Genomic DNA, 25,749 nt, shown 5'->3' with positions numbered 1-25,749 from the left:
CGGTCCTAGCTGTAGCGGGCGGTCGGCCTCATGCCACCGACCGGCACCGGTCACATCCGGGTCCCGGTCGGCGCCCTCCCCTCAACCCCCGGCCCGCAGGAGACTGCCATGATCGATCCGGCCAGGCCCGCCGAGGCCACCGCCACCAGCGAACTGGACCAGCTGCCCGACCGAGACGCCGAGGAGACCGCCGAATGGCAGGCGTCGCTCGACGCCGTCGTGCGCAGCGCAGGCCCGGAACGGGCTGTGTACCTGCTGCGGCGGGTGTACGAGCACGCGGCCAGGACCGGCATGGCCCTGCCCGGGCTCCTGTCCACCGACTACATCAACACCGTCCCGGCATCGGCGCAGCCGGCCTTTCCCGGTGACCTCGCCATGGAGGCCAGGATCACCGCCCTGAACCGGTGGAACGCGGCGGCGATGGTGACCCGCGGTGCCCGCTTCGGGCTCGGCGGACACATATCCACGTACGCTTCGGCGGCCTGGCTCTACGAGATCGGGTTCAACCACTTCTTCAAGGGCAAGGACTGGGACGGTTCGGGCGACCAGCTGTACATCCAGGGGCATGCCTCGCCGGGCATCTACGCGCACGTGTTCCTCGAAGGGCGGCTGAGCGAGCAGCAGTTGGACGGCTTCCGGCGGGAGGCGGGCGGCCACGGTCTGCCGTCGTACCCGCATCCGCGACGGCTGCCCTGGCTGTGGGAGTTCCCGACCGTCTCCATGGGGCTCGGCCCGCTGGCCGCCGTCTACCAGGCCCGGTTCAACCGTTACCTGCACGCCAGGGGCATCAAGGACACGTCCGCGTCCCGGGTCTGGGCCTTCCTCGGGGACGGGGAGACGGACGAGCCCGAGGCGACGGCCGCGCTGGCACTCGCCGCCCGCGAGCGGCTCGACAACCTCACCTTCGTCGTCAACTGCAACCTCCAACGCCTGGACGGTCCCGTACGGCCGAACTCCAAGATCGTGCAGGAGCTCGAAGCCAGGTTCCGCGGTGCGGGCTGGCACGTCGTGAAGTCCCTGTGGGGCGAAGCCTGGGACCCCCTTCTGCGGCAGGACACCACCGGCGCCCTGGTCCACCGCCTCGGCGAGGTGCCCGACGCACAGATGCAGACGTACGTCACCCGGGACGCCGCCTACGTCCGCAAGCACTTCTTCACCGGTGACGCGCTCTCCGGCATCGCCGCCGGGCTGAGTGACGGCAGGCTGACCGATCTGTTCGAGAACTCCCGGGGCGGGCACGAGCCGCTCAAGGTCTACGCGGCCTACCGAGCCGCCGTCGAGCACCGGGGCGCGCCGACCGTCGTCCTCGCCCAGACGGTGAAGGGCCACACACTGGGCCGGGCGTTCGAGTCGCGCAATGCCAACCACCAGATGAAGAAGCTGACGATGGCGCAGTTCCGCGAGATGCGGGACCTGCTCGAACTCCCCATCCCCGACAGCGCGTTGAGCGGTGATCTGGTGCCGTACTGGCACCCTGGTGAGAACTCGGAGGAGGCGCGGTACCTGCGTGAGCGGCGTGCCTCGCTGGGCGGCCCCGCCCCGGTGCGCAGAGTGGTGGCCAAGCCGCTGAAGCAGCCGCCGGCCCGCCCCTTCGAATCCTTGGAGAAAGGCTTCGGCAACCAGGAGGTGGCCACCACCATGGCCTTGGTCCGCCTCGTCAAGGACCTGATGCGGGACCAGGACACGGGACCGCGCTGGGTGCCGATCGTCCCCGACGAGGCCCGCACGTTCGGCATGGAGTCCCTGTTCCCGACGGCGGGAATCTACTCACCGGAAGGCCAGACCTACGAGCCGGTCGACGCCGACCAGCTGCTCTACTACCGGGAGGCCAGGAACGGCCAGCTCATCGACGAGGGCATCACCGAGGCCGGTTCCCTGGCCGAGTTCACGGCCGCGGCGACGTCGTACGCCACGCACGGCGAACCCATGATCCCGTTCTACGTCTTCTACGCCATGTTCGGTTTCCAGCGCACGGGTGACCAGTTCTGGGCCATGGCCGACCAGATGGGGCGCGGGTTCGTCATCGGGGCGACGGCCGGCCGTACGACGATGACGGGGGAGGGACTGCAGCACGCCGACGGACACTCCCAACTGCTGGCGTCCACGAATCCGGCCGCCGTGTGCTACGACCCGGCCTTCGCGTACGAGATCGCGGTGATCGTCAGGGACGGGCTGCGCCGCATGTACGGCGACCGGCCCGAGGACGTCTTCTACTACCTGACGGTCTACAACGAACCCAAACTGCAGCCGCCGATGCCCGCCGGGTCCTCGGTCGAGGAAGGAATCCTCCGGGGCATCTACCTTTTCCGGCAGGCGGAGACGAATGAGGAACGACCGCGGATCCAGTTGTTGGCGTCCGGCACGGCCATCCACTGGGCCCTGGCAGCCCAGGAACTCCTGCTGTCCACCTGGGGTGTCCACGCCGACGTCTGGTCGGTGACCTCCTGGACGGAGCTGCGCCGCGACGCCCTGGACGCCGACCGGGCGCGGCTGGGGGGCGAGGAGCGCGTCCCGTACGTGACGGAGGCGCTGGCGGGTGCTCCGGGCCCGGTGCTCGCGGTCAGCGACTGGATGCGTCAGGTGCCCGACCAGATCAGCCAGTGGGTCGGGCACGACTACTCGTCGCTGGGCACGGACGGCTTCGGCCTGTCGGACACGCGTGACGCCGTACGCCGGTACTTCCGGGTGGACACCGAGTCCATCGTCGTCGCCGCGCTGGACCGGCTGGCGGGTGTCGGCGCGGTCCACGCGGAGACGGTCGCACAGGCACGCGAGTGGTACGGATGGCACGAGTGACCGTGACCGGCACGGGCGTCACACGAGACGGGACTCTCCGGTCTACCAGTCGTCCGGATCCACGCCACGACGCGAAGGTGCCCTCACCATGCCGATTCAGCCGCCCGACCTGCCCACCGAGAAGGACTTCGACGGAGAGTCCTTCGCTCCCCTCTACACCACCACGGTGACGGTGACCGGCGGTTCAGCGGCACACGGGCGGGCCTCGGGCAAGGCCCGCTCGGCCGACGGAGTCCTCGATCTGGATCTCCGCACCCCTGCCGAACTGGGAGGAGACGGCCAGGGAACGAATCCCGAGCAGCTGTTCGCCGCCGCGTTCGCCGCCTGCTTCCACGGGGCGCTGAGCCTGGTGGCACGACAGACCGCGTTCGATCCCACCGCGATCGCCGTCGAGGCGACCGTGGCGTTCGGCCGGGACCCCGAAGACGGCGGCTACCTGTTGCATGTCGACCTGGTGGTCAAGTGGCCGGGCATCGCCCCCGAGACCGCCGCCCCGCTCCTGGAGCGGGCCGATTCGCTCTGCCCCTACGCGCGGATGGCCTGGCGGGGTACGCCGACCACCATCACGCTGGCCTCCTGACGCCACGGCCGGCTGTCACAGATCGCGGGGCCGTCCGGTCGTAGTGAGTGAAGACCCAGGCGATCGGAGTGGACCGTGGCTGTCACCGAAAAACGTCTTGCCACCATGGTGCTGGTCATCGGCACCGGAGGAGCCGGTCTGCGGGCGGCGATCGAGCTGGCCGAAGCCGGCGTCGACGTCCTCGCCGTCGGTAAACGCCCGAAGGAGGACGCTCATACGGCACTGGCGGCCGGCGGCATCAACGCCGCGCTGGCTACCGTGGACCCCGAGGACAGCTGGCAGCAGCACGCGGCCGACACGCTCAAGGAGAGCTACCTCCTGGCTGACCCCCGCACCGTCGAGATCGTCACCCGGGGCGCCGCCCGGGGCATCGACGACCTGGAGCGCTACGGCATGGTCTTCGCCCGGGAGGAGGACGGCCGGATCTCTCAGCGCTTCTTCGGCGCGCACAAGTTCCGGCGCACCGCGTTCGCCGGCGACTACACCGGTCTGGAGATCCAGCGCACGCTCGTCCGGCGCGCGGAGCAACTCACCATCCCTGTGCTCGACGGCGTCTACATCACCCGGCTGCTGGTGCACGACGGCGCTGTGTTCGGTGCGTACGGCTTCGACCTCGCGACCGGGACGCGCTACCTGATCCACGCAGACGCCGTGATCCTGGCGGCGGGCGGTCACACGCGCATCTGGCGGCGTACGTCCTCGCGGCGCGACGAGAACACCGGCGACTCCTTCCGGCTGGCCGTGGAGGCGGGGGCCCGGCTGCGGGACGCGGAGCTGGTGCAGTTCCATCCGTCCGGGATCATCGAGCCGGAGAACGCGGCCGGCACGCTGGTCAGCGAGGCTGCCCGGGGTGAGGGCGGCATCCTGCGCAACGCGCTCGGGGAACGTTTCATGACCGGCTACGACCCCGACCGCATGGAGCTGTCCACCCGCGACCGCGTGGCGCTGGCCGCCTACACGGAGATCAAGGAGGGACGCGGAACCCCCAAGGAAGGAGTGTGGCTCGACGTCTCCCACCTGTCCCGGCAGACGATCATGACGCGGCTGCCTCGCGTCTATCAGACCCTGCTGGACCTGCAGATGCTGGACATCACCCGCGACCCCATCGAGATCGCGCCCACCGCGCACTACTCGATGGGCGGCGTGTGGGTACGACCCGAGGACCACAGCACCGACGTCCGCGGCCTGTACGCCATCGGTGAGGCATCCAGCGGGCTGCACGGCGCCAACCGTCTCGGCGGGAACAGTCTCATCGAGCTGCTGGTCTTCGGCCGCATCACGGGGCAGGCTGCCGCCGCCTACTCGCAGTCGCTGACCGCCCAGCCGCGGTCGGCGTCAGCGGTCGTGGCCGCCCGGACGGAGATGGACGAACTGCTCGCGGCCGACGGGCCGGAGAACGTCCGCGCCCTGCAGCGCGCCATCCGCAACACCATGACCGAGCATGCGGGAGTCGTACGCGACGAGGAGGGCCTGCGCGCCGGGCTGGCCGAACTCGCGGTCATCGAGAAGAGGATGGAGGACGTCGGCGTGCACCCGGACATCGCCGGATACCAGGACCTCGCACATGCCTTCGACCTCAAGTCCGCCGCCCTGGCGGCCCGGGCGACCTTGGAGGCGGCGCTGGAGCGGCGCGAGACCCGCGGCTGCCACAACCGCAGCGACCATCCCGGCCTGGATCCCGAACTGAGGGTCAACCTCGTGTGGTCCCCGACCACCGGTATCACCCGCGAGAGTATTCCGCCCGTCCCCGACGAGATTTCCGCCCTGATGGAAGAGGTCTCGACCCAGGGAAAACTCGTCGAATGAACCCCTGTCACAGATAGAGCCCCGGCCCTGTCTCTACTGGTAGAGGCACACCAGGAAACCCGAAAGGAATTTCGTCATGAAGGTCGTAGTGATCGGTGGTACCGGGCTCATCGGCTCGAAAGTGGTCGCCCGGCTGGGCGAGCACGGGCACGAGGCGGTCGCGGCCGCGCCCAACACCGGCGTCAACACCCTGACGGGCGAGGGGCTGGCCGAGGTCCTGAAAGGCGCGTCGGTCGTGGTCGACGTGTCCAACTCCCCCTCGTTCGAGGACGACGCCGTCATGGAGTTTTTCCGCACCTCCACGGCCAACCTGCTGAAGGCGGAGACCGAGGCCGGTGTGCGGCACCATGTGGCGCTGTCGGTCGTCGGCACCGAACGCCTCCAGGAGAGCGGGTACTTGCGCGCCAAGCAGGCCCAGGAGGACCTGATCAAGGACTCCGGCATTCCCTACTCCATCGTCCACGCCACCCAGTTCTTCGAGTTCATGAAGGGGATCGCGGACTCGGCCACCGACGGCGACACGGTGCGCCTGGCGCCCGTGAAGATCCAGCCCATCGTCTCCGACGAGGTGGCCGCAGTCGTCGCCCGCACCGCGGTCGGCACCCCGGTGGGTGGCGTGGTGGAGGTCGCGGGCCCGGAGGCGTTCCAACTCGACGAACTCATCCGCAAGGTGCTCGCCGCCGAGAACGACCCCCGCACGGTCGTCACGGACCCGCAGGCTCGCTACTGGGGTGCCGCATTGCAGGAGACCACACTCCTGCCGGGTCAGGGCGCGCATATCGCCGAGACCAGGTACGCCGACTGGCTGGCGCGGCAGTAGTAGACCCAGCGGGTGGCCCTTGCCGACAGGAGAGGGCCACCCCTGCCTCCGTGAGGGAGCGGGCGCAGAGCTGCCAGGGCTGACCTTCAGGGTTGTGCCGGCAGGGTTCTGCGCCCTTGTGCCGCCCGGCGTTCACCGTCCGTCATTCCGCCCCAAATCCCCTCGGCCTGTCCCGTCCGCACAGCCCAGTCGAGGCACCGCTCTACGACAGGACAACGGCGGCAAACAGCCTTGGCCTCATCGATCTGCCGAAGCGTCGGACCGCTGTTTGATATCGGGAAGAACAGATCGGGGTCTACGCGCAGGCATTCTGCCCGCTCGCGCCAGTCCATGGCATGACCACCTCGTTCGGGAGCCAGGGGAAAGAAGTGCGGGGCTGCCATATAAGACCAGGCAACCGACGCATGTGTGACACGGCCGAATTCCGATTCGGCGTGCCGGGCCGGTCAAAAGGACCGCCGGTTCCCGGTCCCAGAGGCGGGGCCGAAGACCGACGGCATCAATGCGAGCAGACGGTGAGGGAGAGGAGGCCGTATGGACCGGGGCGATGCGGTGCCGATCGCCGAGTTGCTGGAGGAACGTCGGTTTCTGCTGGAGGTTGCCAACTGGATGCTGGGCAATCTGGCGGAGGCGGAGCGCGTTGTCGGCGAGACCTACCTTCGTTGGTACGAGCTTCCCGATGCGGTGCGTCGGGGGATCACCGTTCCCCGGTCGTGGTTGGCGAAGGCCGCGGGTGCCATCTGCCTGAGCCGACTCGCACTGTCCGGCCGGGGGACGATTGGGCACGAGGAGGCCCACCGGACAAGGCCGACGGACGCGGAGGAGGAGGCCGGCCGGATCGTGCTGGACGCGCTGGAGTCGCTGTCGCCGGCCGAGCGGGCGGCGTTCGTGCTCGACGCCTTTGGGATGGCCCCCGGCACGGTGGCCGACATCGTGGGCCGTACGGAGCCGGAGGTCGCCGAACTCACCGATCGGGCCAGGCAGTGGCTGCGGGTTCGGCGTTCGCAGCCCACGACACCGCAGCAGCACGATGCCGTGGTCCATGCCGTGCTTCGGGCATGCGCAGCGCAGGACGGCGAACTGCTTGCGTCTCTGCTGTGCTCGGACGTCATCGCGTTCTTCGACGGTGGCGGCAAGGTACGGGCGCTGACCGGGCCGGTCCACGGCAGCCGGCCGGTCGCCGACAGCCTGCTGACACTTCTGGCCGGTCGCCCACGCACCGGTCTGACCGCGCAGTCCGTCAACGGTCGTACCGGCCTCGTCGCCCGCTACGGCTGTCAGGTTGCCGCCGTCATCAGTCTCGACGTCGCCGACGACCGTGTCGCCCAGGTCTGGGTCACGCTCAACCCCGACAAGCTGCGGTCGTGGAACCGACGCCGGACACACGGCGGCTCGGGCCGGAGCCCGTGACCGCGGTGGAGAGCGTCACCTTGCCGTGGTCACACACCGTCCGACGCAGGGCCGGAGGCGGTTTCGAAGCGGGAACGCGAGCCGAGGAACGCGGCGATCTTGCTCGGGCTCATCACCCACAGCAGCTGGAAGATGCCGGCCTTCGAGGCGGACGCCGTCATGAACGTCACGGGCCGGCCGTCCTTGCTGACCATCACGCCCGCGCCTCCATTGGCGTCGACCAGCGTGAACTCCGCTCCCCGCCAGAACGGCCGATAGGTCGACAGCCTGGCGACGCGTTCGCGGCCCAGCACGGGTACTCGGGCGCAGCCCCGCATGCCGTTGCCGTCCGACAGGCTCACGGCATCGGGGGTGAGCAGGGCTTCCAGCGCCGCCACATCCCCCGTCTGAGCAGCTGAGACGAAGACGGTGAGGAGGCGTCGGTGCTCGGCCGCGTCCACGCTCTCCCGTTGCTCGTCCGACAGATGCTTGCGGGCACGGCTAACGATCTTCCGTACGTTCACGAGGCTGAGCTCGAGGATTCCGGCGATCTCGGCATAGGAGTAGTCGAACGCCTCGCGCAGAACGTATGCGGCGCGCTCGGTGGGGGTGAGTTTTTCCATGACCAGCAGCAGCGCCAGCTCCAGGGCCTCCGCGCGCTGAGCCCCCACCTCCGGGTCGGAGCTCGTGTCGACGGGTTCCGGCAGCCACGGTCCGACGTAGGTCTCCCGACGCACGCGGGCCGACTGCGTGACGTTGATGGCCAGGTGGGTCGTGATGCTCGACAGAAAGGCGGCCGGATTGGCCACCACCGAGCGGTCGGTCAGCTGCCACCGCAGCCACACCTCCTGGACCACGTCCTCGGCCTCGACCACGCTGCCGAGCATGCGGTAGGCGATGCCGAAGAGACGCCTCCGGTGCTGCACGAAGACGGAAACGGCCGCGTCGAGGTCGTCGCGTGACCTGGGGGACGGTTCGAGAGGCATGATCCTGTGGTCTCCGTTGCTCAGCTGCACCTGCTCTGTTGACCGGATCCGCCTTCTACTGTGACGGAACCGGGGACGGTGGTCACCCCGGCGAGCACAGGGCCACAACGACGCACGCCACGAGCGCGACGGTGAGGAGGGCCATCGTGGCGAGTGTTCCCCGGAGCCGGCGCCAGGTCCGGATGCGATGTTCTTCCACGATGTGGATACGGGCGGCGATGTGATCGGTGACCAGCCGGGCGACGTACACCTGTTCGGCGACGTACCACTGCTCGATCTCCCGCTTCTGCTCCCGGGTCAGCCCCTGTAGCCGTGCGGTGAATCCCGCCACGCGCCGACGTGCCTCTCCCGCATGGGACCTCCGGTACAGGTAGCTCTCGATGTCGATCAAGCCACGGGCGGCCTCCTCGCGCGTGTCGATGGCGTGCTCCCGGTGGAAAGCCGACCCCCATATGCTCATGCGGCAGTCTCCTCACCCGTCAGACCGACGGCGGGGCCCTGTGCCTCGCCGGGACGCAGCTTCTTCTCCAGGCCCCACGCGGTGTAGAAGCCCGCGTAGGCGCCGCCGACGATCAGAATCTCGCGCATGATTTCCTCGGGTGGTTGTCCGACATCAGTTAGACCGGGCAGCGAGGGTAGATGTGACAGCCACCGTCCCGGTCCCTGGTTCAGGGCGCGGGTGCATGGCCGGCGTCGTCGCCCGCTGCCGTTGCGTCTGCCGCAGCGGTTGTCACCGCCCGGTGGATCTCGACGGTGAGCGCGTGGACGAGCCGGGTCAGCTCGTTGTTGTGACGCAGTTCGAGTTCCTGCGCCTCGTAGTCGTGGTCGGCCTTCTTGCGTGAGAACTCGGCCTGCCGGTTCTGGCCGATCATCACGAAGGTCGACAGGAAGATGGCCTCCGGCGAGACGATCAGCGTGAGCGTCTCCCGCGGGCTCTTCTCCATCCACAGCATCCACGGCAGGATGCTTGCGTACCGGGGACGCAGGCGGGGTCCCGGATGTCACCCTGGTGGGACTGAGCACAATGACCTCCAGAGGTGCAGGTCCCCGTCAGCGGGGTTCGCCGGGGCCGCGCAGGAGTTGGCGGACGGTTCCGTCCAGGTTCAGGTGGCATTCCTCGGTGCCCGCGGGCACCACCTCAAGCGTTCGCCGCAAGAAGGCGTCGAGGGCTCGCGCCGGGGCAGTCACGATCACCGCGTCTCTCTTCGCGCAGGGGGCCAGCGCGATGTGTACCTGGCCCACCCACGGACGGCGGGACGGCCACACCTGTACGTCGCCCATGCCGGCGAGCCCCTGCTGTCCCTCCAGGAGGAGGTCGCGGCCGATCACCCACTCCACGGATTCATCGGCGAACAGGTGAAACGTCAGGGACACCGCGTAGGGATCGGCGCTGTCGTAGCACAGATCGAGCATCACGGGCAGGACCACCTCGTCGGCGAGGACCAGGCGGACCGATATTCGGGCCACTGCCAGACTGCAACTGCCGGGTTTTCTCATCTCATCACCGCTCGGTGAACCGGTGGGATCAGGGGAGCTCCAGGGAGATCCATGGACCTCCCGATTCTGTGAGGGCGCCTGAGGCCGCGGCATCAGTCAAACGACCCGCAGATCCGCCGCCCCCGGTCATCGGTGTCACATCAGGTCCGATGACCGATGCGGGACTCCGACCGCGCGAGTGACACTGGCCGTCCGCGACGACGGGGGGTGAGAGGAATCAGTGAAACTGACAAGGTTCGGCCACGCGTGTGTCCGGCTCGAGAGTCCTGGGGGAAGGCTCGTCATCGATCCCGGTTGCTGGACCGAGGACGAGTCGGTGGAGCGTGCTGACGCGATTCTGGTGACACACGAACACGTCGATCACTTCACCGAGGCCCGCGTGCGCAGAGCCGCGGAGGCGAATCGCGGTCTGCAGGTGTGGACGGTGGCGGCCGTCGCCGAGGTGCTGACCGGACTGGGTGATCAGCTGCACGTCATCGGTCACGGGGACGTGTTCACGGCCGCCGGTTTCGAGATCGAGGCACACGGTGCCCGGCACGCGACACTGCACCCGGACGTGCCGGCCGTCGCGAACACCGGCTTTCTCGTCGACCGGAGCCTGTTCCATCCCGGCGACGCGCTGATCGTGCCCGACAAGCGGGTCAGAACACTGCTCGTGCCGGTGCACACACCGTGGACCCGCGTCCGCGACCTCATCGACTGGGTGCGTGAAGTCGCGCCGGAGCGGGCCGTGCCCATGCATGACGGCACGCTCAACTCGATGGGGATCGCGGTGGTCGACGGTCTGCTGGGGGAGAACGGGCCTGGAATCAGCACCCTCTACCTCAGGCTCAACCCCTTGGAAGAGCTGGACGAGATCTGATTGCTTTCCCGAAGACCGCGGCGGTCGTACTGTCGAAGGCGGTCATGGTCACTTGACGGCGGTCATGGTCACCTGACTGATGCAGGCACCCGCGAACCGGTGCAGGGTGTGTCCAGGCCCTCCCGCCGCAGGGCGGCAAGGCGGCCCCCACGACGTACGGAGTCTCCATGTCACTCCGCTCTCCCGCCGAACGACCGGCGGACGCGAACGGTGATGCGCCGTACGGGCTGGTGGGCCGTGCACAGCAACTCCAGCAGATCACGGCTCTCCTCGGGCCGGGAAAGGTCGACGGCCGAGCTCTGCTGCTGTCCGGAGAACCGGGCGTGGGCAAGAGCGCACTGCTGGGTGAGGTCGCCGAGGTCATGGCGGCGACGGGGGCCCGGGTGCTGTCGGCCGCCGGTGTCCGGTCCGAGGCGGAGCTCGCGTACGCCGGCCTCCACCAGCTCCTCTTTCCGCTGAGCGACCGGTTCGAGCACCTGCCGGACCCGTATCGGGAGGCTCTGCGGGGTGCCCTGGGTTTCGGCGGCGATCCGGTGCCCGACAGGACTCTCGTCGCGGACTCGGTGCTCTTCCTGCTGCGCCGAGCGGCCGCCGGACGCCCCGTGCTCATCGTCGTGGATGATCTCGCCTGGCTCGACCGGGCCAGTTCGACGGTCCTGGACTTCGTCGCCCGTCGGCCGGCGGGCGACCGTATCGGCTTTCTCGCGGCGGCCAGGACCGGAACCGGAACCTTCTTCGAGCGGGCCGGACTACCCGAGTACGAGCTGCCACCACTCGACCACAGGGCGGCCACGGAACTGGTCGGGGCACACTTCCCGGAACTCGCCGTGCGGGTACGGGACCGTGTCCTGGCTCAGGCGCAGGGCAATCCCCTCGCGCTGCTGGAACTCCCCACCGCGCTGAGCGGCCCGCAACGCGGCGCGCTGGCCGATCTGCCCGCCGTACTGCCCCTCTCCCCGCGCCTGAGGACCCTCTACACGCCACAGGTGTCCAGCCTTCCGGCAGCATCACGGCGGCTCCTGCTGCTCCTCGCGCTCGACGGCACCGGAGATCTGGGCGTGCTGGGGACGGATTCGGCAGACTCAGGGACGCCGAAGGCCCTGGCGGCAGGGGAAGCGGACCGCCTGATCACCGTCGACGCCACGAACTGCCGTGTCGCCTTCCGCCATCCGCTGATCCGGGCCGCGGTCATCGAGACCAGCACGCTGACCGAGCGCTGCCGGGCTCATCGCTCGCTCGCCGAGATCCGCGCGGAGGAGCCCGAGCGAAGAGCCTGGCATCTCGGAGAGGCGACCCTCGTTCCCGACGAGCGGGTCGCGGCGCTGCTGGAGACGGCCGGGCGCGGCCTCGCCCGGCGGGGCGACGCCGCGGGAGCGGTCACCGCCCTGACCAGAGCCGCCGAATTGAGCCCCCGTCCCGAGGACCGAGCACGCCGGCTGACGGAAGCCGCCTACCTCGAGGCCCACGCGACCGGTGAGCTGCGCGCGGCCGCCGAACTTCTCGGCGGCGCCCGGAAAGCCGCCCCGGACCTCACCGGCTCTCTGCGCACCGCCACCACGGCAGCGCTCGTCCTGCTCAACAGCGGCAACGGCGACGTCGAGACGGCGCACCGCCTCCTCGTGGACGCCGTCGAGACGGGTACGCACGGCTATGACGCCGGGGACGACACACTCGTCGAGGCGATGCACACCCTGTTTCTGGTGTGCTGGTGTGGAGGCCGCGCCGACCTGTGGGATCGCTTCGAGACGGTGCTGCGGCGCCTCAAGTCGACTCCTCCCCTGTCGCTTTCCGCGTGCAGCAAGACGCTCGCCGATCCGGCACGTACCGGAGTGGCCGGACTGAGGGAGCTCGATTCGCTCCTCGCCGGCCTCCCCGACGGGGAAGACCCCGGGCGCATCGTCCATGCCACCATGGCCACGGTCGCCCCGGACCGGCTCGCCCAAGTACGCGACGTCTCCTGGCACGTGGTCCGCCAGGGACGCCGTGGCGGCCCCGTCCGCCAGTACATCCGCGCACTCATGAACCTGTGCCTGTACGACTTCCTGACCGGCCGGTGGGAGGCGGCCGGAACGCTGGCCGACGAAGGTCTGAGGATCTGCGAGGAACACAGGCACCGGTTCCTGTCCTGGTACTTCCACTACATCCAGGCGCTGCTCGCCGCCGTCCACGGGCGCTTCGAGGAGAGCCGCGCGCTGGCCGACCGCATCACGCAGTGGGCCGTGCCCCGCGGCGTTCTGGCAGCGGTGGCCTGCGCCGGCCATGCCCGCGTCCTTGCCTCACTCGGTGAGGGGGATTACGAGTCCGCCCATCACCACGCCGTGGCGGTCAGTCCCGCCGGCCGTCTCGCGTCCCATGTTCCCCACGCCATGTGGGCCTGCATGGATCTGGTGGAAGCGGCGGTCCGCACCGGGCGCACCGCCGAGGCGGAGGTGCACGTCCGGGCGGTACGGGAGTCGGGGATCGCGTCCTTCTCTCCCCGGCTGGCCCTGCTCGTGGAGGGTTCGGCCGCGCTCGTCCCGCCCGACGACCAGGCGCCCGAACGTTTCGAGCAGGCCCTGGCCGTCCCGGGAGTGGAAGACTGGCCGTTCGATCTGGCGCGGATACGACTGGCCTACGGGGAGCACCTGAGGCGCATGCGCTCGATCACGGAAGCACGGGCGCAACTGGACGCGGCGGCGCAGGCGTTCGAGCGCCTGGGCGCCCGGCCGTGGGCCGACCGGGCCGCGGGCGAACTCCGCGCCACCGGCCGGTCCCGGACCAGGGCGACGCGCGACTCCGTGACGCTCACCGCGCAGGAACTGGAGATCGCTCACCTGGCCGCGTCCGGGCTGACCAACAAGCAGATCGGGGAACGCCTCCATCTGTCCCCGCGTACCGTGGGTTCGCACCTCTATCAGCTGTTCCCGAAACTCGGGATCGCCTCACGCGCGGCACTCAGAGATGCGCTCGCGGCACTCCCTCAGGGCCGGTAGACCATCCCCGGCCGTGGCTCGGCAGGGGCGAGCAGCCGGGACACCGTGACGATGGTGTAGCCGCGCTGTTCAAGCGCCTTGAGGATCCCCGGGACGGCGGGCACGGTTCCCTTGTGCAGGTCGTGCAGCAGGATGATGCCGTCGCGGTGGGTCTGGTCGAGCACCCGCTTGGTGATCAGGGCCGAGTCGGTCGTCTCGTAGTCCTTGGCCGTGACGCTCCACAGCACCTGCGCCAGCCCCAAGTCCCGGCAGATCCCGGCCACTTTGCGGTTGGTGCGGCCCTCCGGCGGACGCATCAGTCCGGGCTTGCTGCCGGTGATCCTCTCGACGGCGTCCTGCGTCCGGGTCAACTCCCGGCGGGCGTCCTCGGTGCCGAGATCCGTCAACCGCTCGTGGGTCCAGGTGTGATTGCCGATCTCGTGCCCTTCGTCCGCCATCCTGCGCAGGATCTCGGGGTACTTCGCGATATGGCCTTTGCCCTGCACGAAGAAGGTGACGTGCAGACCCTTCTGTTTCAGGATGTCCAGCAGCCCGGGGGTCGTCGGGCTGGGGCCGCCGTCGAAGGTGAGGGCGACGCACTTCGCCTTGCGGCAGTCGACCTTTCCGGCCACGGATCCTGATGCCTTGGCGCGGGCGGCGCGCGGCGAGGTGTGATCGTAGGTCGTGACCGTCAGGGCCATCGTCAGCGCGACGGTCAGGACGGCGGCCACGGCTGTGGTGACGGCCATGAGGATGCGAGAGCGTCGTATTCGCGTGGTGATTCGCGTGGTGATTCTTGTGTTGAAGGGCATGCGAGATCCATCCCTGGACAGGGTTCGTGGTGATTCCGAGTGGGTTCGCCTCGCGCTATCGCGCGCGGGTGAGAGCCGGCTTCGCGGCGAGGTCCCGTATGCGCACGTCCAGCGTCAGCCGATGCCTCAGAAGGCGTCCGAGCCGACGCTCCACCAGGCGGTGGATCAGCAGGGACAGCCCCAGCATGCAGATGACGGATACCGCCATCGAGGGCAGTGGCCCCAGCCCCGGGAATGCGCGGACCAAGCCCTTGGCCAGGGGAATTCCGAGGCTCTGGTGGACGAGGTAGAAGGGGTAGGTCAGCGCCCCGGCGGTGACCAGCCAACGCCGTCGCAGCCCGGCGAGCGGGCCGATCCCGGCGAGGGCCAGCAGCCCGAGGCAGAGGGTGAGTACGGCCGCGCAGACGGCCCAGGAGGACGGGCGCTCGCCAGGGGGCACGGCGGCGTGGTCGGCCACCCGCAGTTGGAGCACGGTGAGTTGGTAGCACCAGGCGAAACCGAGCAGCAGCCAGAGCAGGAGGTTCTGTCCGAACCTGTGCATGACGTAGAGCACGATCCCGGCGACGAACAGGCCGGTGTACCGGGGCAGTACGAACTCGTCGAGCAGTGGTGAGTGGAGCTCAAGGGCGATGACGGCGGCCAGGAGCCAGGCTCCGCAGAAGGCCACCACGCGCCGGTAGGACAGTCCGAAGACGAGCAGCGCGGCCATCAGCAGGTAGAAGCGCGCCTCCACCCAGAGGGTCCAGCTGACTCCGTCGACCAGATCGAGCCCCAGCGGCCCCGGAGCCATCGTCAGGTTCCCCAGGACGGTACGCGGGTCGACGCGTGTGGCGGCGGGCCGATGGCCCAGTCGCGAGACCAGGACGAGCAGGACGACCAGGAGCACCGCGCACCAGTAGGCCGGGAAGAGCCGTGAGATCCGGGAGACCGTGAACTGTGCGGGAGTCCGCCCCCAGCAGCTCATGCAGATGACGAATCCGCTGATGAGGAAGAAGAACTCGACGCCGAGCCAGCCGTAGCGGCTGATCTCGTGCAGGAACGGGGCGAAATCCCGGAGCTCGGTCTTTCCCCAGAAGCGCGGGGTGGGGGTTCCGAGGAAGTGGTATGCGGCCACCATCACCGCTGCCACCAGGCGGAGTCCGTCTATCGCGGCCAGGCGCTGCTGCCCGCTGTGAAGGTCAGAGGACGGCATGTCGGAAGCGGGGCCGTCTCACGCGGTGGGCAGGGGCGAGCGGCTGACGCGTATCTTCGACTGGCCGTGTGGGCGTTGCTCCCAGTCCTCCATGAACCTCGCGTGCAGGCCGTGCCGTTGTGCCAGGGCCAGGAGGGTCTCGGTGCGGTAGTAGAAGTCCTCGCGCAGCACCTGGTGTTCGGTGCCCTCGGTCCGGTCGAAGGTGAAGTCGAAGAACCCGGTGTCGGTGAGCACGCGGCCGACGTGCGCGAGACATTCGTCGATGACGTGCAGCGGGGAGTGGGAGAAGACGCTGTGCGCGTGGATGACGTCGAAGTGTTCGTCGGGCAGGAAGTCCAGGGTGAGGTCGCCGGTGATGGTGAGGTGCGGCAGCCTGTCCTGGAGGTGGCGCTCGACGAGGGTCTTCTTGGCGGCCACCAGGATGTCGGGTGAGATGTCGATGCCGTAGTAGTTGCCGGAGTTGAGGTGGCTGATGAAGCGCCAGCCGCCGCGCAGGTTGCCGCAGCCGATGTCGAGCATGCGGTGTTCGGGGCGGAGCCCGTGTTCGACGAGGTAGTCGAACTGCATCTGCCCGAGCGCCAGCCAGCGGTCGTGGGTCTGACTGCCGACCGCGGCCTCCGGGTTGCGGCGCGTGTCCGAGGCCATCACGGCCCGGTAGTAGCCGACGTGGTCGGGGTGCTTGAGACGCAGCCACGCGTCCCGGCCGGCCCGCCGGAGGTACGGGACGACGCGGCCGGGGTGGCGCAGGGCGTATCCGGTCTTGTGAGCCAGGGCGGCGCGGTTGTTGCGCAGTTTCTTCGGTGACTTGGCGTCGGCGGGCATGGCGAAGCGACCTCCGTGCAGAAAGGGGAAATCCTGGTGAAAGGCGGAATCCCGGTGAGGGGTGAAGGCGAAGGAGATGAAGTGGTGAGGCGGATGCGGCGCGCTGTGGTCGCCGCGGTCAGACGCGGCGGCGCAGGAGCAGCACGGTGACGATCGTGAGCAGGACGGCGAGGGCGCCGAGGACGGCGGTGTCGGTCCACTGGAAGGTCCAGTAGTCACCGGCCGGGCTGGCCTCGTAGAAGCGGGCGACGTACCCGTGCGCCGTCATGCACTCCTTGAGCTGGGAGCCTGAGGGGAAGGGGCAGTTCATTACGTCGTCATGGCGGCCGGAGGCGGTGACCAGGCCGTAGTTGCCGGTCGACCATTTCTCGCCCATCGGCGCTTTGGGGGTGCTGCCGGCGCTGACGTAGGTGTGTGGCGGGACCAGCAGCCGGGTCCGGTGCGTCCACTCCAGCAGGAGCGTCGTCACCCCGGTCACCAGAAGGGTCAGGCCCATCGCCTCCAGGACTCTGCGGGCCAGCAGGCCGAGCAGGGTGCCGGCCGCCAGGCCGAACAGGGCGGCCGCGACGACGCGGGGGCCGGAGCCGCTGAGGGCCGTGATGTCGTACCAGAAGAGGCCGTAGCTACGATCGGCGGCCGGTCGCCACCACCATGCGAACACGCCCGCCAGCAGGCCGGAGAGGACGGTCGTGATTGCCGCGGCCAGGGCGATCCGGGAGGCGAACCACTGGCCGCGGCTCACGCCCTGGGCGAGGATCATGCGGTGCGTGCCCAGCTCCCGGTCGCGGCCCAGCAGAGGGGCGCCCCAGAAGACGCCGATGATGACGGGCAGGGCGATGTTCAGTGCCCCGAGGTACTTCAGCGGCTCGATGTCCAGCAGCAGGGGCAGGCCGGTGTCGGACCGGGTGCAGGACAGCGGCCCGGGGTCGCAGTGGTCGAACAGCCCGCTGTGTAGGGCGTCCAGCATGCCCGAGCGGGAGTACGCGGCGATCGCCGCGGTGACGACCAGGGCGGCCACGCCGATGCCGGCCGGCACGCGCTGCTGACGCCAGGCGAGCCAGAGGGAGCCCTTCACGCCGCGCCGCCTCCGTCCGCTCGCCCGAGGTGGGGTGCCCCGCCTCAGCGGGTTGGAGGTAGCCGATCAGGATGTCCTCCAGCCTGGGCCGCTCGACGTGCCAGTCGCCGCGCAGCGGCCCGCGCTGCCGTATCAGGGCTGTGAGCTGTCTGCCCGCGGTACGGCGCTGTACGACGGTGTGCTGTCCGGTCAGGGCGTCGGCCCGGTCGACGGGGCCGGTCAGTACGGCGTGGCTCTCGCGCAGTGCCTCGGCGTCCTCGCTCAGCTCGACGCCGCCGTCGCGCAGCACCAGCACCCAGTCGCAGGTCTCCTCCAGTTCGGGCAGGACGTGCGAGGACAGCACGATGCTCATACCGTGCTCGGCGGTCTCGGCCATGAGTTGCGCCATGATCTCGCCTCGTGCCACGGGGTCGAGGTCCGCCAACGGCTCGTCGAGAAGCAGGAGTTCGGGCCGCTTGCCCAGTGCCAGGGCGAGCGCGACGCGAGTCCGCCGCCCGGGGGACAGGTCGCCGACGCGGGCGTGGAGCGGGATGTCGCCCTCGCGGACGATCCGCTCGGCGGCCGTCCGGTCCCACGACGAATTCAGTTTCTCGCCCATCAGCAGGGTGTCCGCCACGGTGAAACGGGGGTAGAGCGGCTTGTCCTGGGTGAGCAGGGCGACCCGGGCGCGGGCCTCGGACGTGCCGGGTACGGCGCCCAGCACCCGCAGTTCCCCGGAGCCGGCCCGCAGGAGGCCGCCGGCCAGGTGCAGCAAGGTGCTCTTGCCGGCGCCGTTGCGGCCGACGAGGGCGGCCACACGACCGCCGGGCACGGTGAACTCGCAGTCCCGCAGGGCCCAGCCGCCCCGCTTCCGGTACCGGAATCCGAGTCCCGCGGCGCGCAGTGCGGCCGGCGCTTGAGGCCCGGTCATGCGTCCTCCTTCTTCCGTTCCCGGTCGCCCGGGGTGGGGCGGTCGTGCTCGTTGTCGTAGGTGTCCAGGGCGGTGGTGACGAGGGCGAGGACATCGGCCCGCTCCAGGCCGGCGGCCCGCGCACGTGCCACCCAGTCGGCGACCTCCCCGCGCAGCGGCGAGTCGTCCTCCGCGCCGGGCCTGGCGAGCGACCGTGTCACGAACGTCCCGAGGCCACGGCGCAGTTCGACCAGGCCGGCCTGCTCCATGTCGCGGTAGGCCCGCAGCACGGTGTTGGGGTTGATGGCGGTCGCCGCCACCACCTCCTTGGCCGTCGGCAGCTTGTCACCGACCTTCAACAGGCCCATCCGGAGCGCCCGTTCGGTCTGCTCGATGATCTGCACATAGGCCGGTACGCCGCTGCCACGGTCGATCCGGTAGTCGATCACGTCGCCTTCCTCGGTTCCACCATGCTTGTGCTAATGAATTAATGGAAGCATGGTGGATGTCCGGCGGCGATGTCAAACACCGGTGGATCACTGGGACTCCTGCCAGGGCGGGAGTGCGGCCAGGGCCTCGCCGAGGGTGACACGGGAGTTGATGCCGAGCTTCGCGTAGATCCGGTGGAGGTGGGCCGCCACGGTCCGGTGGGAGAGGAAGAGCTTTTCGCCGATCTGACGGTTGGTCAGTCCTGAGGCGGCGAGTGTGGCGATCTGGTGTTCTTGCGGTCGGAGTGGGTCCGCCCGCAGGTTCTGACGTACCAGGACGGTGGTACGGCCGGTGGCCCGCAGTTCCTTTGCCGCCCGGGCGGCCCAGGGGGTGGCTCCGAGACGGCGGAACGTGTGGAGGGCGGCGGCGAGATGCGCGCGGGCGTCCTTGGCGGCGCGTGCGCGTCGAAGGTGCTCGCCGTACGCGAGACGGACGCGGGCGAGGTCGAAGGGCCAGCGCTCGGCATCGGGAACGGAGAGGGCTTCTTCGAAGAGGCCGGCGGCCCGGTCCTCAGGGGCGGCAATGGCTGCCGAACCGGCGGTGACCAGCGCCAGCCGGCCGGAGATGCCGGGCAGGCCCGTCTGGCGCAGCGCGGCGACGTGAGCGAGTGCGTCGGCTCGGCGTCCGCTGCGTACCGAGGCTTCCACGAGGTCCAGGGGAACCCACAACGCCAGCGGGGCATGCGGGGCCAGCACTCCCGGCGGACTGATCGCCGACGCGTTGAGGTAGCCCTCCTCGTAGTCGGCGCGTCCCAGGGCGGCGAGTGCCGTCATGTGCCGGGCGAAGTGCTCCACGGTGCGGGCGCCGCGGGGGACCGCCCACCCCGTGATCAGCCGCGCCAGCCTCCGCACCGTGCCGTCGTCTCCTCGCGCCGCGGCGAGCAGACCCTCGGCCCGGTGGAACTGCCGGGCCAGCAGCTGATAGCCGTGGTCATCGCAGAGTGCGAGACCCTCCGCGGCGAGGCGAGCGCACTCGTCCCACCGGCCCGTCATGAAATCGTCCAGGCACAGCACCACCATCGCGATGAGGGCCGAGGCGACCGCGCCTCCTTCGCGCCCGTCCTCGACGACACGCCACAGAGCCGCACGGCACCCCGTCGCACGGTCCACGAAGAGTGCCGCCATCGCGATCCGCTCGATCCGGCTCGGGTCGGTCTCCCGGTGCAGTCCGTGGATCACCGTGTCGAGCAGCGCGAGGGCTTCCGCGCTGGACCGTGCCGGGTCGGCGTAGACGTCGCCGAGCAGCCCCTGGAGGGGCGGCATCGGCACGGTCAGCCGCGCCATGGCTCCGTGATATCCGCCCCAGAGTTCGGGACTGCCCGCGCACAGACACACCCTGCGCAAGGTGCACAACGCTTCGAAGACCGCCTCGTCGTCACCGCCGTCGGACCGGCCCTCACGGGTCATGATCGCGCCGACCAGCAGCCGGTGCGCGGTGGTGACGTCGCCGTCGCGGTTGAGCAGCACGTTGGAGGCCGCGGCCGCCGCCTGCAGCGATCCCCTGAGTCCGGGATCGGCGCGCCGGGCCTCCACGAGCAGCTGTGCCGCCGTACGCAGTTCCCCGGCGACGTCGGAGCCCACGTAGGCGGCTTCGGCCAGGCGCCGGCCGCGGTCCGCGGGATCGGGAGTGAGGTCGGCGGACCGTACCAGCGCGTTGAAGGCACCGACCGCGTCGCCGCGCCGACGGACCCGGTGGCCGGTGCGCTCCAGGAGCGCCGCGACCCGCTCGTCCGGATCGGGCGTGGCCTCGGCGAGGTGCCAGGCCCGGCGGTCTGGCCGGTCGGACAGCGCGTCGGCCAGAGCGCGATGGGCGTCCAGACGCTGACGGCCGGTCGAGCCCGACACGATCGTCGCGCGGATCAGCGGATGGCGGAAGGACAGCCGCCCGAGGCCCCGGTCCTCGAGCCGCACCAACTGGGCCCGCTCTGCCTGGGCCAGAAGTGAGAGCACGTCCTCGCCGGAGGCGGCGGCTCGCAGAACGGGCAGGTCGCCGCTGCCCTCCAGCGCTGCCACGAGCAGGAGTCGGCGGGTCGGCTCGGGCAGCTCCGCGATGCGGGACGCGTACAGCTCCTGCAGACGACGGCTGAGCGGGAGCACCTCGGACAGCGCGCCTCCCGCGCCGCCGCGCGAGTCGCCGAGCGTCGCGGGCAGTTCCAGCAGGGCCAGGGGATTGCCGCCGGCCTGCGCGAGGACGCGCTGCAGTTCCCGCGCCCCGAGCAGCGGGAACCGGGTGCCGACCAGGCCGGCCGCGGAGCCGTCGTCCAGAGGCGAGATGGTGAGCTCAGGAAGCCCCGCCCGCTCGAAGAAGCTCTCGAAGCCCGGCCGTGACGCGGCGAGAAGGCCCACTCGACTGCTGGTGAGCCGCCGCGCGACGAAGGCGAGCGCCGCCGCGCTGGCACGGTCGACCCACTGAAGGTCGTCGACGACCATCAGAACCGGACGCGTGCATGCGGCCCGGCGCAGCAGCGCCAGCACCGCCCCGTAGACGACCAGGCGGTCCGCCGCGGCGCCCTCGCCCGTGCCCAACGCCACCATCAGTGCGTCACGGTGGACCGGGTCGAGTCCGTCGCGTTCGTGCAGCACCGGTTCGAGTACGTGGTTGAGGCCGGCGAAGCTCAGATCCGCCAGGAACTCGACCCCGTCCAGGCGCAGCACCAGCACACCGGCCGACGCCGCGGCCCGAGCCGCAGTGTCCAGGAGAACGGACTTGCCGACACCTGGGTCGCCCGACAACAGCAGAACCCCGCCGACACCGCCGACCGTCTCGTCGACGAACGACCGGAGCAGTTCCAACTCCTGGTCGCGTCCTACCAGTTGCTCGGACGTGTTCCGCGACACCGAGCCTTCAGCGGCCACAAGCGGCCTCCTTCGAGAACTGACGTGGCGGACCCGGCCGGGCCGAGGAAAGGAGGAGGTCCGCGGGCCGCGGTCCCGCGCGAAGCGGGCAGCCGCACAGCAGGCCCCCTCCCCTCGGCGACTCAGCCGGCGGAAGGCCGCGGGGCACGCAGATGGGCCCGCTTCTCCAGCTCCTCCTCCTCGACCAGCGTCAGCATCGGCTGGCCCGGCGCGCAGAGCATGAACACGACGTACTTGGCCGGAGCGTCCGACGAAGCGTTGCCGTTCTGGTAATGGATCATGTCGCCGCCCGGCTCCCAGAACGTCTCACCGGCCTGGATCACGTGCTCCGGCTCGCCCTCGAGCTCCCACCGGACCGCGCCCTCGGTGACGTAGCCGAAACACGGCCCCGAGTGCCGGTGCGGAGGAGTCCCGGGGTGACCGGGCGGCCACTCGACGAAGACGGTCATCCCCGAAGCGCCCTCGGGAATGAAGGGCGGCTTGATGTCCGCCAGCATCCTGGGCCCGGTCCCGTCCGGGCCGACGGGCCCATGCCCATGTCCGTGCTCGTGCGTGTCGGCTCCGCCGACCGAATCCTTCTCCAACACTGTGCCACCTCCGTAACCGGGCCCGGAACACACGACCGTGTCCGGACGTACACAACCCGCTTCGTAGTGATGACAAGGCATGCCGCGCATGTGTGACACGTGGGTCGGGAGCCGACGTCCGACGCCATCGCGGAACGCCATCAAATGACTGAAGCAACTCGCCGCCCGGATACGGAAGCTGAAGAGGCCCTGGACCGGTCGCGGATCACGGCCCTCGTTCCGGTCCGCCACGCCCGTGATCGTCGGCCACACCTCACCCGACAGCACAACATGAAGGAATCACGAAATGATGCACGAAAGCGCAGGTCATGGCATGAGCGGTGCCCGATGAGCGAGGAGACCGGCGGCCTGACCGTCGGCGTCGATCTCGGCGGCACGAAGATCGCCGCCGGAACGGTCGACCCCGGTGGGGAGATCGTCTCCCGTGTGCGCGTCCCCACTCCGCACGACCCGGACCGGATCGCGGAGGCGATCGCCGAAGCGGTCCAGCGGGTCCGCGAGGGCTGGGACGACGTCCGGGCGGTCGGCGTCGGAGCCGCCGGATACGTGGACGCGGACCGCTCCACGGTGCGTTTCGCGCCCAACCTGGGCTGGCACGACAAAGCGATCCGGGACATCGTCCAGGAGGCCACCGGGCTTCCGGTCGTCGTCGAGAACGACGCGAACGCCGCCGCATGGGGCGAGTTCGTCCACGGAGCCGGTGCGGGACACGAGGACATGCTGATGATCACCGCGGGCACCGGCCTCGGCGGAGGCATCATCAGCAGGGGCCGGCTCTTCCGCGGCCGCTTCGGCATGGCGGGCGAGATCGGCCACTACCGGGCGGTCCCCGACGGGCTCCCGTGCCCCTGCGGTCAGCACGGCTGCATGGAGCAGTACGCGAGCGGAGCGGCCCACACGCGCCGCGCCCGCGAGATGGCGGCCGCCGATCCGGGGCGGGCCGCGGCGGTGCTCGTGCTGGGCGACGGCACCCCCGCCGGCCTGCAGGGGCAGCATGTGACCGAGGCCGCCCAGGGCGGCGACCCCTTCTCCCTCGACGTGTTCGCCCGCTCGGGCCGCTGGCTGGGCCAGGCTCTGGCCGACGTCGCTTCGATCCTCGACCCGTCAGTCCTCGTCATAGGCGGGGGACTCGGCGACACCGGCGAACTGATCCGGCGTCCGGCCGAGTTCGCCTACCGGCGGGCTCTCGGCGGCGGCGAACACCGGATCTACGCCCAGATCCGCGCCGCCACCCTCGGGCAGGACGCCGGTCTCGTCGGCGCGGCGAACCTGGCCCGTCTGCACGAACTGCTCTGGTCCCCGGCGGCCGTCCTCTGACAGCGGGCCGGCGACATCACACAGCGACAGCCCCGGTTGCCGACAGTGCCCGCAGAGCAGCCCCGACCCCCATCCGCGCCCTCCCCTCTACGACCGGCGTACCCACCGGCCGCGAGCCCTGCCCGCGCGCCCGCGAACCCGGTCCTGTGAAGGAGTCCTAGACCATGACCGCCAACGCCACTCCCGCGGGGCCGGCCCGACCGATGGCCGCACCCCGCACCACCAACCTCCGGCGTATCACCTACATCTCAGCCGCCGCGTCGATCGGCGGCTTCCTGTTCGGCTACGACAGCGCGGTCATCAACGGCGCCGTCACCGGAATCCAGCAGCGGTTCCACGTCTCCTCCAGCGAGACGGGCACCATCGTCGCCTCCGCCCTGCTCGGTTCCGCCTTTGGCGCCGCCGTCGCCGGGCGTCTTGCCGACTGCATCGGCCGCTTGCGGGTCATGCATCTCGCCGCGCTCCTCTTCGCGATCAGCGCACTCGGCTCGTCCGTGCCCTTCTCCGCCTGGGACCTGGGAGCCTGGCGGGTCGTCGGCGGCATGGCGATCGGCCTGGCCTCACTGATCGGGCCCACCTATATCGCCGAGGTCGCGCCGCCCGACCATCGCGGTCGGCTGGCGTCGTTCCAGCAGGCGGCCATCGTGCTGGGGATCACCGCCTCCCAGCTCGTCAACTGGGGTATCGCGCAAGGCGCAGACGGCAGAAGCGAGAACCTGCTCGGGCCTTTGCGCGCCTGGCAGTGGATGCTCATGGCCGCCGTCGTCCCGGCGCTCGCCTACCTGCTCCTCACCCTCCGCATCCCGGAGTCGCCGCACTTCCTCGTCGGCGCAGGCCGCCTGGACCGCGCCCGCGAGGCAGTGCGAGACCTGCAGGGGACGTATACCGGGGCCGAGGTCCGGATCGCCGAAATCCAGCACGCGCTCAGGACCGACCACAAGCCACGGGTACGGGATCTGCTCGGCGGCCGGTTCGGGCTGCTGCCGATCGTGTGGGCCGGGATCGGGCTGGCCGTCTTCCAGCAGCTCGTCGGCATCAACGTCATCTTCTACTACTCGTCGCTCCTGTGGCAGTCGGTTGGCATCGACCAGTCCGACTCCCTGCTGATCAGCCTCTCCACATCGATCATCAACATCGTCGGGACCGTCGTGGCGATGCTCCTCATCGACCGGGTGGGCCGCAAACCGCTCGCACTGACCGGCTCGGCCGGCATGGCCACCTCGCTGGCCCTCGCCGCCTGGGCGTTCTCGTACCGGACGGGAAGTGGCGGCAGTCTGTCCATCCCGGACACCCAGGGCGCCGTGGCGCTGATCGCCGCCCACGCCTTCGTGTTCTTCTTCGCGGTTTCCTGGGGCGTGGTGCTCTGGGTGATGGTCGGTGAGATGTTCCCCCTGAGGATCCGCGCCGCCGCGATGTCGGTGGCGACCGCCGCCAACTGGATCGCCAACTGGGCCGTCACCGAGAGCTTCCCCCGCATGTCGGACTGGAACCTGTCGTCCACCTACGCGATCTACGCGGGCTTCGCCGTGCTCTCCTTCGTCTTCGTCGCCGTCCGGGTGCGCGAGACCAACGGCAAGAAGCTGGAGGAGATGCAATGACATCGCCGTGCACTTCCCGGCCGGACGAACAGGGCGTGCAGCCGACGGCGGCCGACGACGATGACCGGGCCGTCTGCTCGACGGCGGGCTGGTGGCAGGCCGCGTATTGCCGGGGCGCCGACACCGAGACCTTCTTCCCGCTTCCGGGCGACCAGACCACCATCCAACGGGCGCTGGCGATCTGCGAGTCATGCCCGGTGCGGATCCCCTGCCGGCGCTACGCGCTGAGCCGCCGTGAACGGCACGGCATCTGGGGCGGACTGACCGAGCAGACGCGCGAACTGCTCATCCGCATGGGGCCGCCGCTGACTCTGGAAGTCCCGGACAGGCTCGTGCCCCGCGCTGGTCCGGCCGACGCGACTGCGCCGCGGACCGGCCCCATAGAAGAAGGCTGACAGGGCTGATGGAGCCTGGCATCCCTTAACG

General features: G+C 70.0%; 23 protein-coding genes and 1 pseudogene. 10 read left to right on the top strand and 14 right to left on the bottom strand.

Features of this window, described 5'->3' with window-relative positions; genetic code table 11:
- Positions 1-108 precede the first annotated feature (108 nt).
- The 4 genes from aceE (at position 109) to ACTWQO_RS37120 (ending at position 6,002) form a co-directional block, all read left to right on the top strand.
- The gene (gene aceE / locus ACTWQO_RS37135) at positions 109-2,796 is read left to right on the top strand and encodes a pyruvate dehydrogenase (acetyl-transferring), homodimeric type (RefSeq protein ID WP_443241779.1); all 2,688 of its coding nucleotides are present in this window, start codon (positions 109-111) and stop codon (positions 2,794-2,796) included.
- Positions 2,797-2,884: 88 nt separating this feature from the next.
- Positions 2,885-3,376, top strand: coding sequence for an Ohr family peroxiredoxin (locus ACTWQO_RS37130; RefSeq protein ID WP_443241778.1), 492 nt, complete (start codon positions 2,885-2,887; stop codon positions 3,374-3,376).
- Positions 3,377-3,481: 105 nt separating this feature from the next.
- Positions 3,482-5,182 carry an L-aspartate oxidase gene (locus tag ACTWQO_RS37125; protein WP_443241795.1) on the top strand — a complete coding sequence of 567 codons (1,701 nt, stop codon included), beginning with the start codon at positions 3,482-3,484 and terminating at the stop codon, positions 5,180-5,182.
- A 76-nt stretch (positions 5,183-5,258) separates the two neighbouring features.
- Positions 5,259-6,002, top strand: coding sequence for an SDR family oxidoreductase (locus ACTWQO_RS37120; RefSeq protein ID WP_443241777.1), 744 nt, complete (start codon positions 5,259-5,261; stop codon positions 6,000-6,002).
- A gap of 86 nt (positions 6,003-6,088) precedes the next feature.
- On the opposite strand, the gene ACTWQO_RS37115 is transcribed toward ACTWQO_RS37120, so the two are convergent.
- On the bottom strand, positions 6,089-6,334 hold the full coding sequence (locus ACTWQO_RS37115) for a WhiB family transcriptional regulator (protein WP_443241776.1): 246 nt from the start codon (positions 6,332-6,334) through the stop codon (positions 6,089-6,091).
- Positions 6,335-6,536: 202 nt separating this feature from the next.
- Here ACTWQO_RS37115 and ACTWQO_RS37110 point away from each other — a divergent pair, with 202 nt between their 5' ends.
- Positions 6,537-7,412 carry an RNA polymerase subunit sigma gene (locus ACTWQO_RS37110; RefSeq protein ID WP_443241775.1) on the top strand — a complete coding sequence of 292 codons (876 nt, stop codon included), beginning with the start codon at positions 6,537-6,539 and terminating at the stop codon, positions 7,410-7,412.
- 29 nt (positions 7,413-7,441) lie between these two features.
- On the opposite strand, the gene ACTWQO_RS37105 is transcribed toward ACTWQO_RS37110, so the two are convergent.
- The 5 genes from ACTWQO_RS37105 to ACTWQO_RS37085 all read right to left on the bottom strand — a co-directional run bounded on the left by ACTWQO_RS37105 (position 7,442) and on the right by ACTWQO_RS37085 (position 9,844).
- On the bottom strand, positions 7,442-8,377 hold the full coding sequence (locus tag ACTWQO_RS37105; RefSeq protein WP_443241774.1) for a sigma-70 family RNA polymerase sigma factor: 936 nt from the start codon (positions 8,375-8,377) through the stop codon (positions 7,442-7,444).
- Positions 8,378-8,459: 82 nt separating this feature from the next.
- On the bottom strand, positions 8,460-8,837 hold the full coding sequence (locus tag ACTWQO_RS37100) for a hypothetical protein (RefSeq protein ID WP_443241773.1): 378 nt from the start codon (positions 8,835-8,837) through the stop codon (positions 8,460-8,462).
- Positions 8,834-8,965 carry a hypothetical protein gene (locus tag ACTWQO_RS37095; protein ID WP_443241796.1) on the bottom strand — a complete coding sequence of 44 codons (132 nt, stop codon included), beginning with the start codon at positions 8,963-8,965 and terminating at the stop codon, positions 8,834-8,836. The genes ACTWQO_RS37100 and ACTWQO_RS37095 overlap by 4 nt, the downstream gene beginning before the upstream one ends.
- An 80-nt stretch (positions 8,966-9,045) precedes the next feature.
- A complete protein-coding gene (locus ACTWQO_RS37090; protein WP_443241772.1) occupies positions 9,046-9,330 on the bottom strand; it encodes a DUF1003 domain-containing protein in 285 nt (94 codons plus the stop codon).
- Positions 9,331-9,427: 97 nt separating this feature from the next.
- Positions 9,428-9,844: an SsgA family sporulation/cell division regulator gene (locus tag ACTWQO_RS37085; RefSeq protein ID WP_443241771.1), complete on the bottom strand. Its 417-nt coding sequence runs from the start codon at positions 9,842-9,844 to the stop codon at positions 9,428-9,430.
- Positions 9,845-10,094: 250 nt separating this feature from the next.
- Here ACTWQO_RS37085 and ACTWQO_RS37080 point away from each other — a divergent pair, with 250 nt between their 5' ends.
- Positions 10,095-10,736 (top strand): MBL fold metallo-hydrolase, encoded by a 642-nt coding sequence (locus ACTWQO_RS37080; protein ID WP_443241770.1) that lies wholly within the window; start codon positions 10,095-10,097, stop codon positions 10,734-10,736.
- A 167-nt stretch (positions 10,737-10,903) separates the two neighbouring features.
- Positions 10,904-13,708 (top strand): ATP-binding protein, encoded by a 2,805-nt coding sequence (locus tag ACTWQO_RS37075; RefSeq protein WP_443241769.1) that lies wholly within the window; start codon positions 10,904-10,906, stop codon positions 13,706-13,708.
- On the opposite strand, the gene ACTWQO_RS37070 is transcribed toward ACTWQO_RS37075, so the two are convergent.
- The 8 genes and pseudogenes from ACTWQO_RS37070 to ACTWQO_RS37035 form a co-directional block, all read right to left on the bottom strand.
- Positions 13,696-14,436, bottom strand: coding sequence for a polysaccharide deacetylase family protein (locus ACTWQO_RS37070; RefSeq protein ID WP_443241768.1), 741 nt, complete (start codon positions 14,434-14,436; stop codon positions 13,696-13,698). The two genes, ACTWQO_RS37075 and ACTWQO_RS37070, sit on opposite strands and share 13 nt — an antisense overlap.
- 118 nt (positions 14,437-14,554) lie before the next feature.
- Complete coding sequence (locus tag ACTWQO_RS37065; RefSeq protein ID WP_443241767.1) at positions 14,555-15,691, bottom strand: acyltransferase family protein; 1,137 nt, start codon at positions 15,689-15,691, stop codon at positions 14,555-14,557.
- Positions 15,692-15,709: 18 nt separating this feature from the next.
- Positions 15,710-16,513 (bottom strand): class I SAM-dependent DNA methyltransferase, encoded by an 804-nt coding sequence (locus tag ACTWQO_RS37060; protein WP_443241766.1) that lies wholly within the window; start codon positions 16,511-16,513, stop codon positions 15,710-15,712.
- A gap of 118 nt (positions 16,514-16,631) precedes the next feature.
- Entirely contained in the window at positions 16,632-17,588 is a 957-nt protein-coding gene (locus ACTWQO_RS37055; RefSeq protein WP_443241765.1) for a transporter, read from the bottom strand.
- Between the two features lie 478 nt (positions 17,589-18,066).
- A pseudogene (locus tag ACTWQO_RS37050) lies at positions 18,067-18,498 on the bottom strand (ATP-binding cassette domain-containing protein); the annotation flags it as partial.
- The gene (locus ACTWQO_RS37045; RefSeq protein ID WP_443241764.1) at positions 18,495-18,926 is read right to left on the bottom strand and encodes a GntR family transcriptional regulator; all 432 of its coding nucleotides are present in this window, start codon (positions 18,924-18,926) and stop codon (positions 18,495-18,497) included. The pseudogene ACTWQO_RS37050 and the gene ACTWQO_RS37045, both read right to left, overlap by 4 nt.
- Before the next feature lie 87 nt (positions 18,927-19,013).
- Positions 19,014-21,821, bottom strand: coding sequence for an ATP-binding protein (locus tag ACTWQO_RS37040; RefSeq protein WP_443241763.1), 2,808 nt, complete (start codon positions 21,819-21,821; stop codon positions 19,014-19,016).
- Positions 21,822-21,943: 122 nt separating this feature from the next.
- A complete protein-coding gene (locus tag ACTWQO_RS37035) occupies positions 21,944-22,318 on the bottom strand; it encodes a cupin domain-containing protein (protein WP_443241794.1) in 375 nt (124 codons plus the stop codon).
- A 417-nt stretch (positions 22,319-22,735) separates the two neighbouring features.
- On the opposite strand from ACTWQO_RS37035, the gene ACTWQO_RS37030 reads away from it, so the two are divergent.
- The 3 genes from ACTWQO_RS37030 (at position 22,736) to ACTWQO_RS37020 (ending at position 25,718) form a co-directional block, all read left to right on the top strand.
- A complete protein-coding gene (locus ACTWQO_RS37030; protein ID WP_443241762.1) occupies positions 22,736-23,725 on the top strand; it encodes an ROK family glucokinase in 990 nt (329 codons plus the stop codon).
- A 164-nt stretch (positions 23,726-23,889) separates the two neighbouring features.
- Positions 23,890-25,323, top strand: coding sequence for a sugar porter family MFS transporter (locus tag ACTWQO_RS37025; RefSeq protein ID WP_443241761.1), 1,434 nt, complete (start codon positions 23,890-23,892; stop codon positions 25,321-25,323).
- A complete protein-coding gene (locus ACTWQO_RS37020; protein WP_443241760.1) occupies positions 25,320-25,718 on the top strand; it encodes a WhiB family transcriptional regulator in 399 nt (132 codons plus the stop codon). The genes ACTWQO_RS37025 and ACTWQO_RS37020 overlap by 4 nt, the downstream gene beginning before the upstream one ends.
- Positions 25,719-25,749 lie beyond the last annotated feature (31 nt).

The organism is Streptomyces sp. 4N124, from assembly GCF_052245395.1.
In the GTDB taxonomy this organism is placed as follows: domain Bacteria; phylum Actinomycetota; class Actinomycetes; order Streptomycetales; family Streptomycetaceae; genus Streptomyces.
The sequence above is the reverse complement of the archived record's forward strand: the minus strand, read 5'-3'. Positions and strand labels throughout refer to the sequence as shown.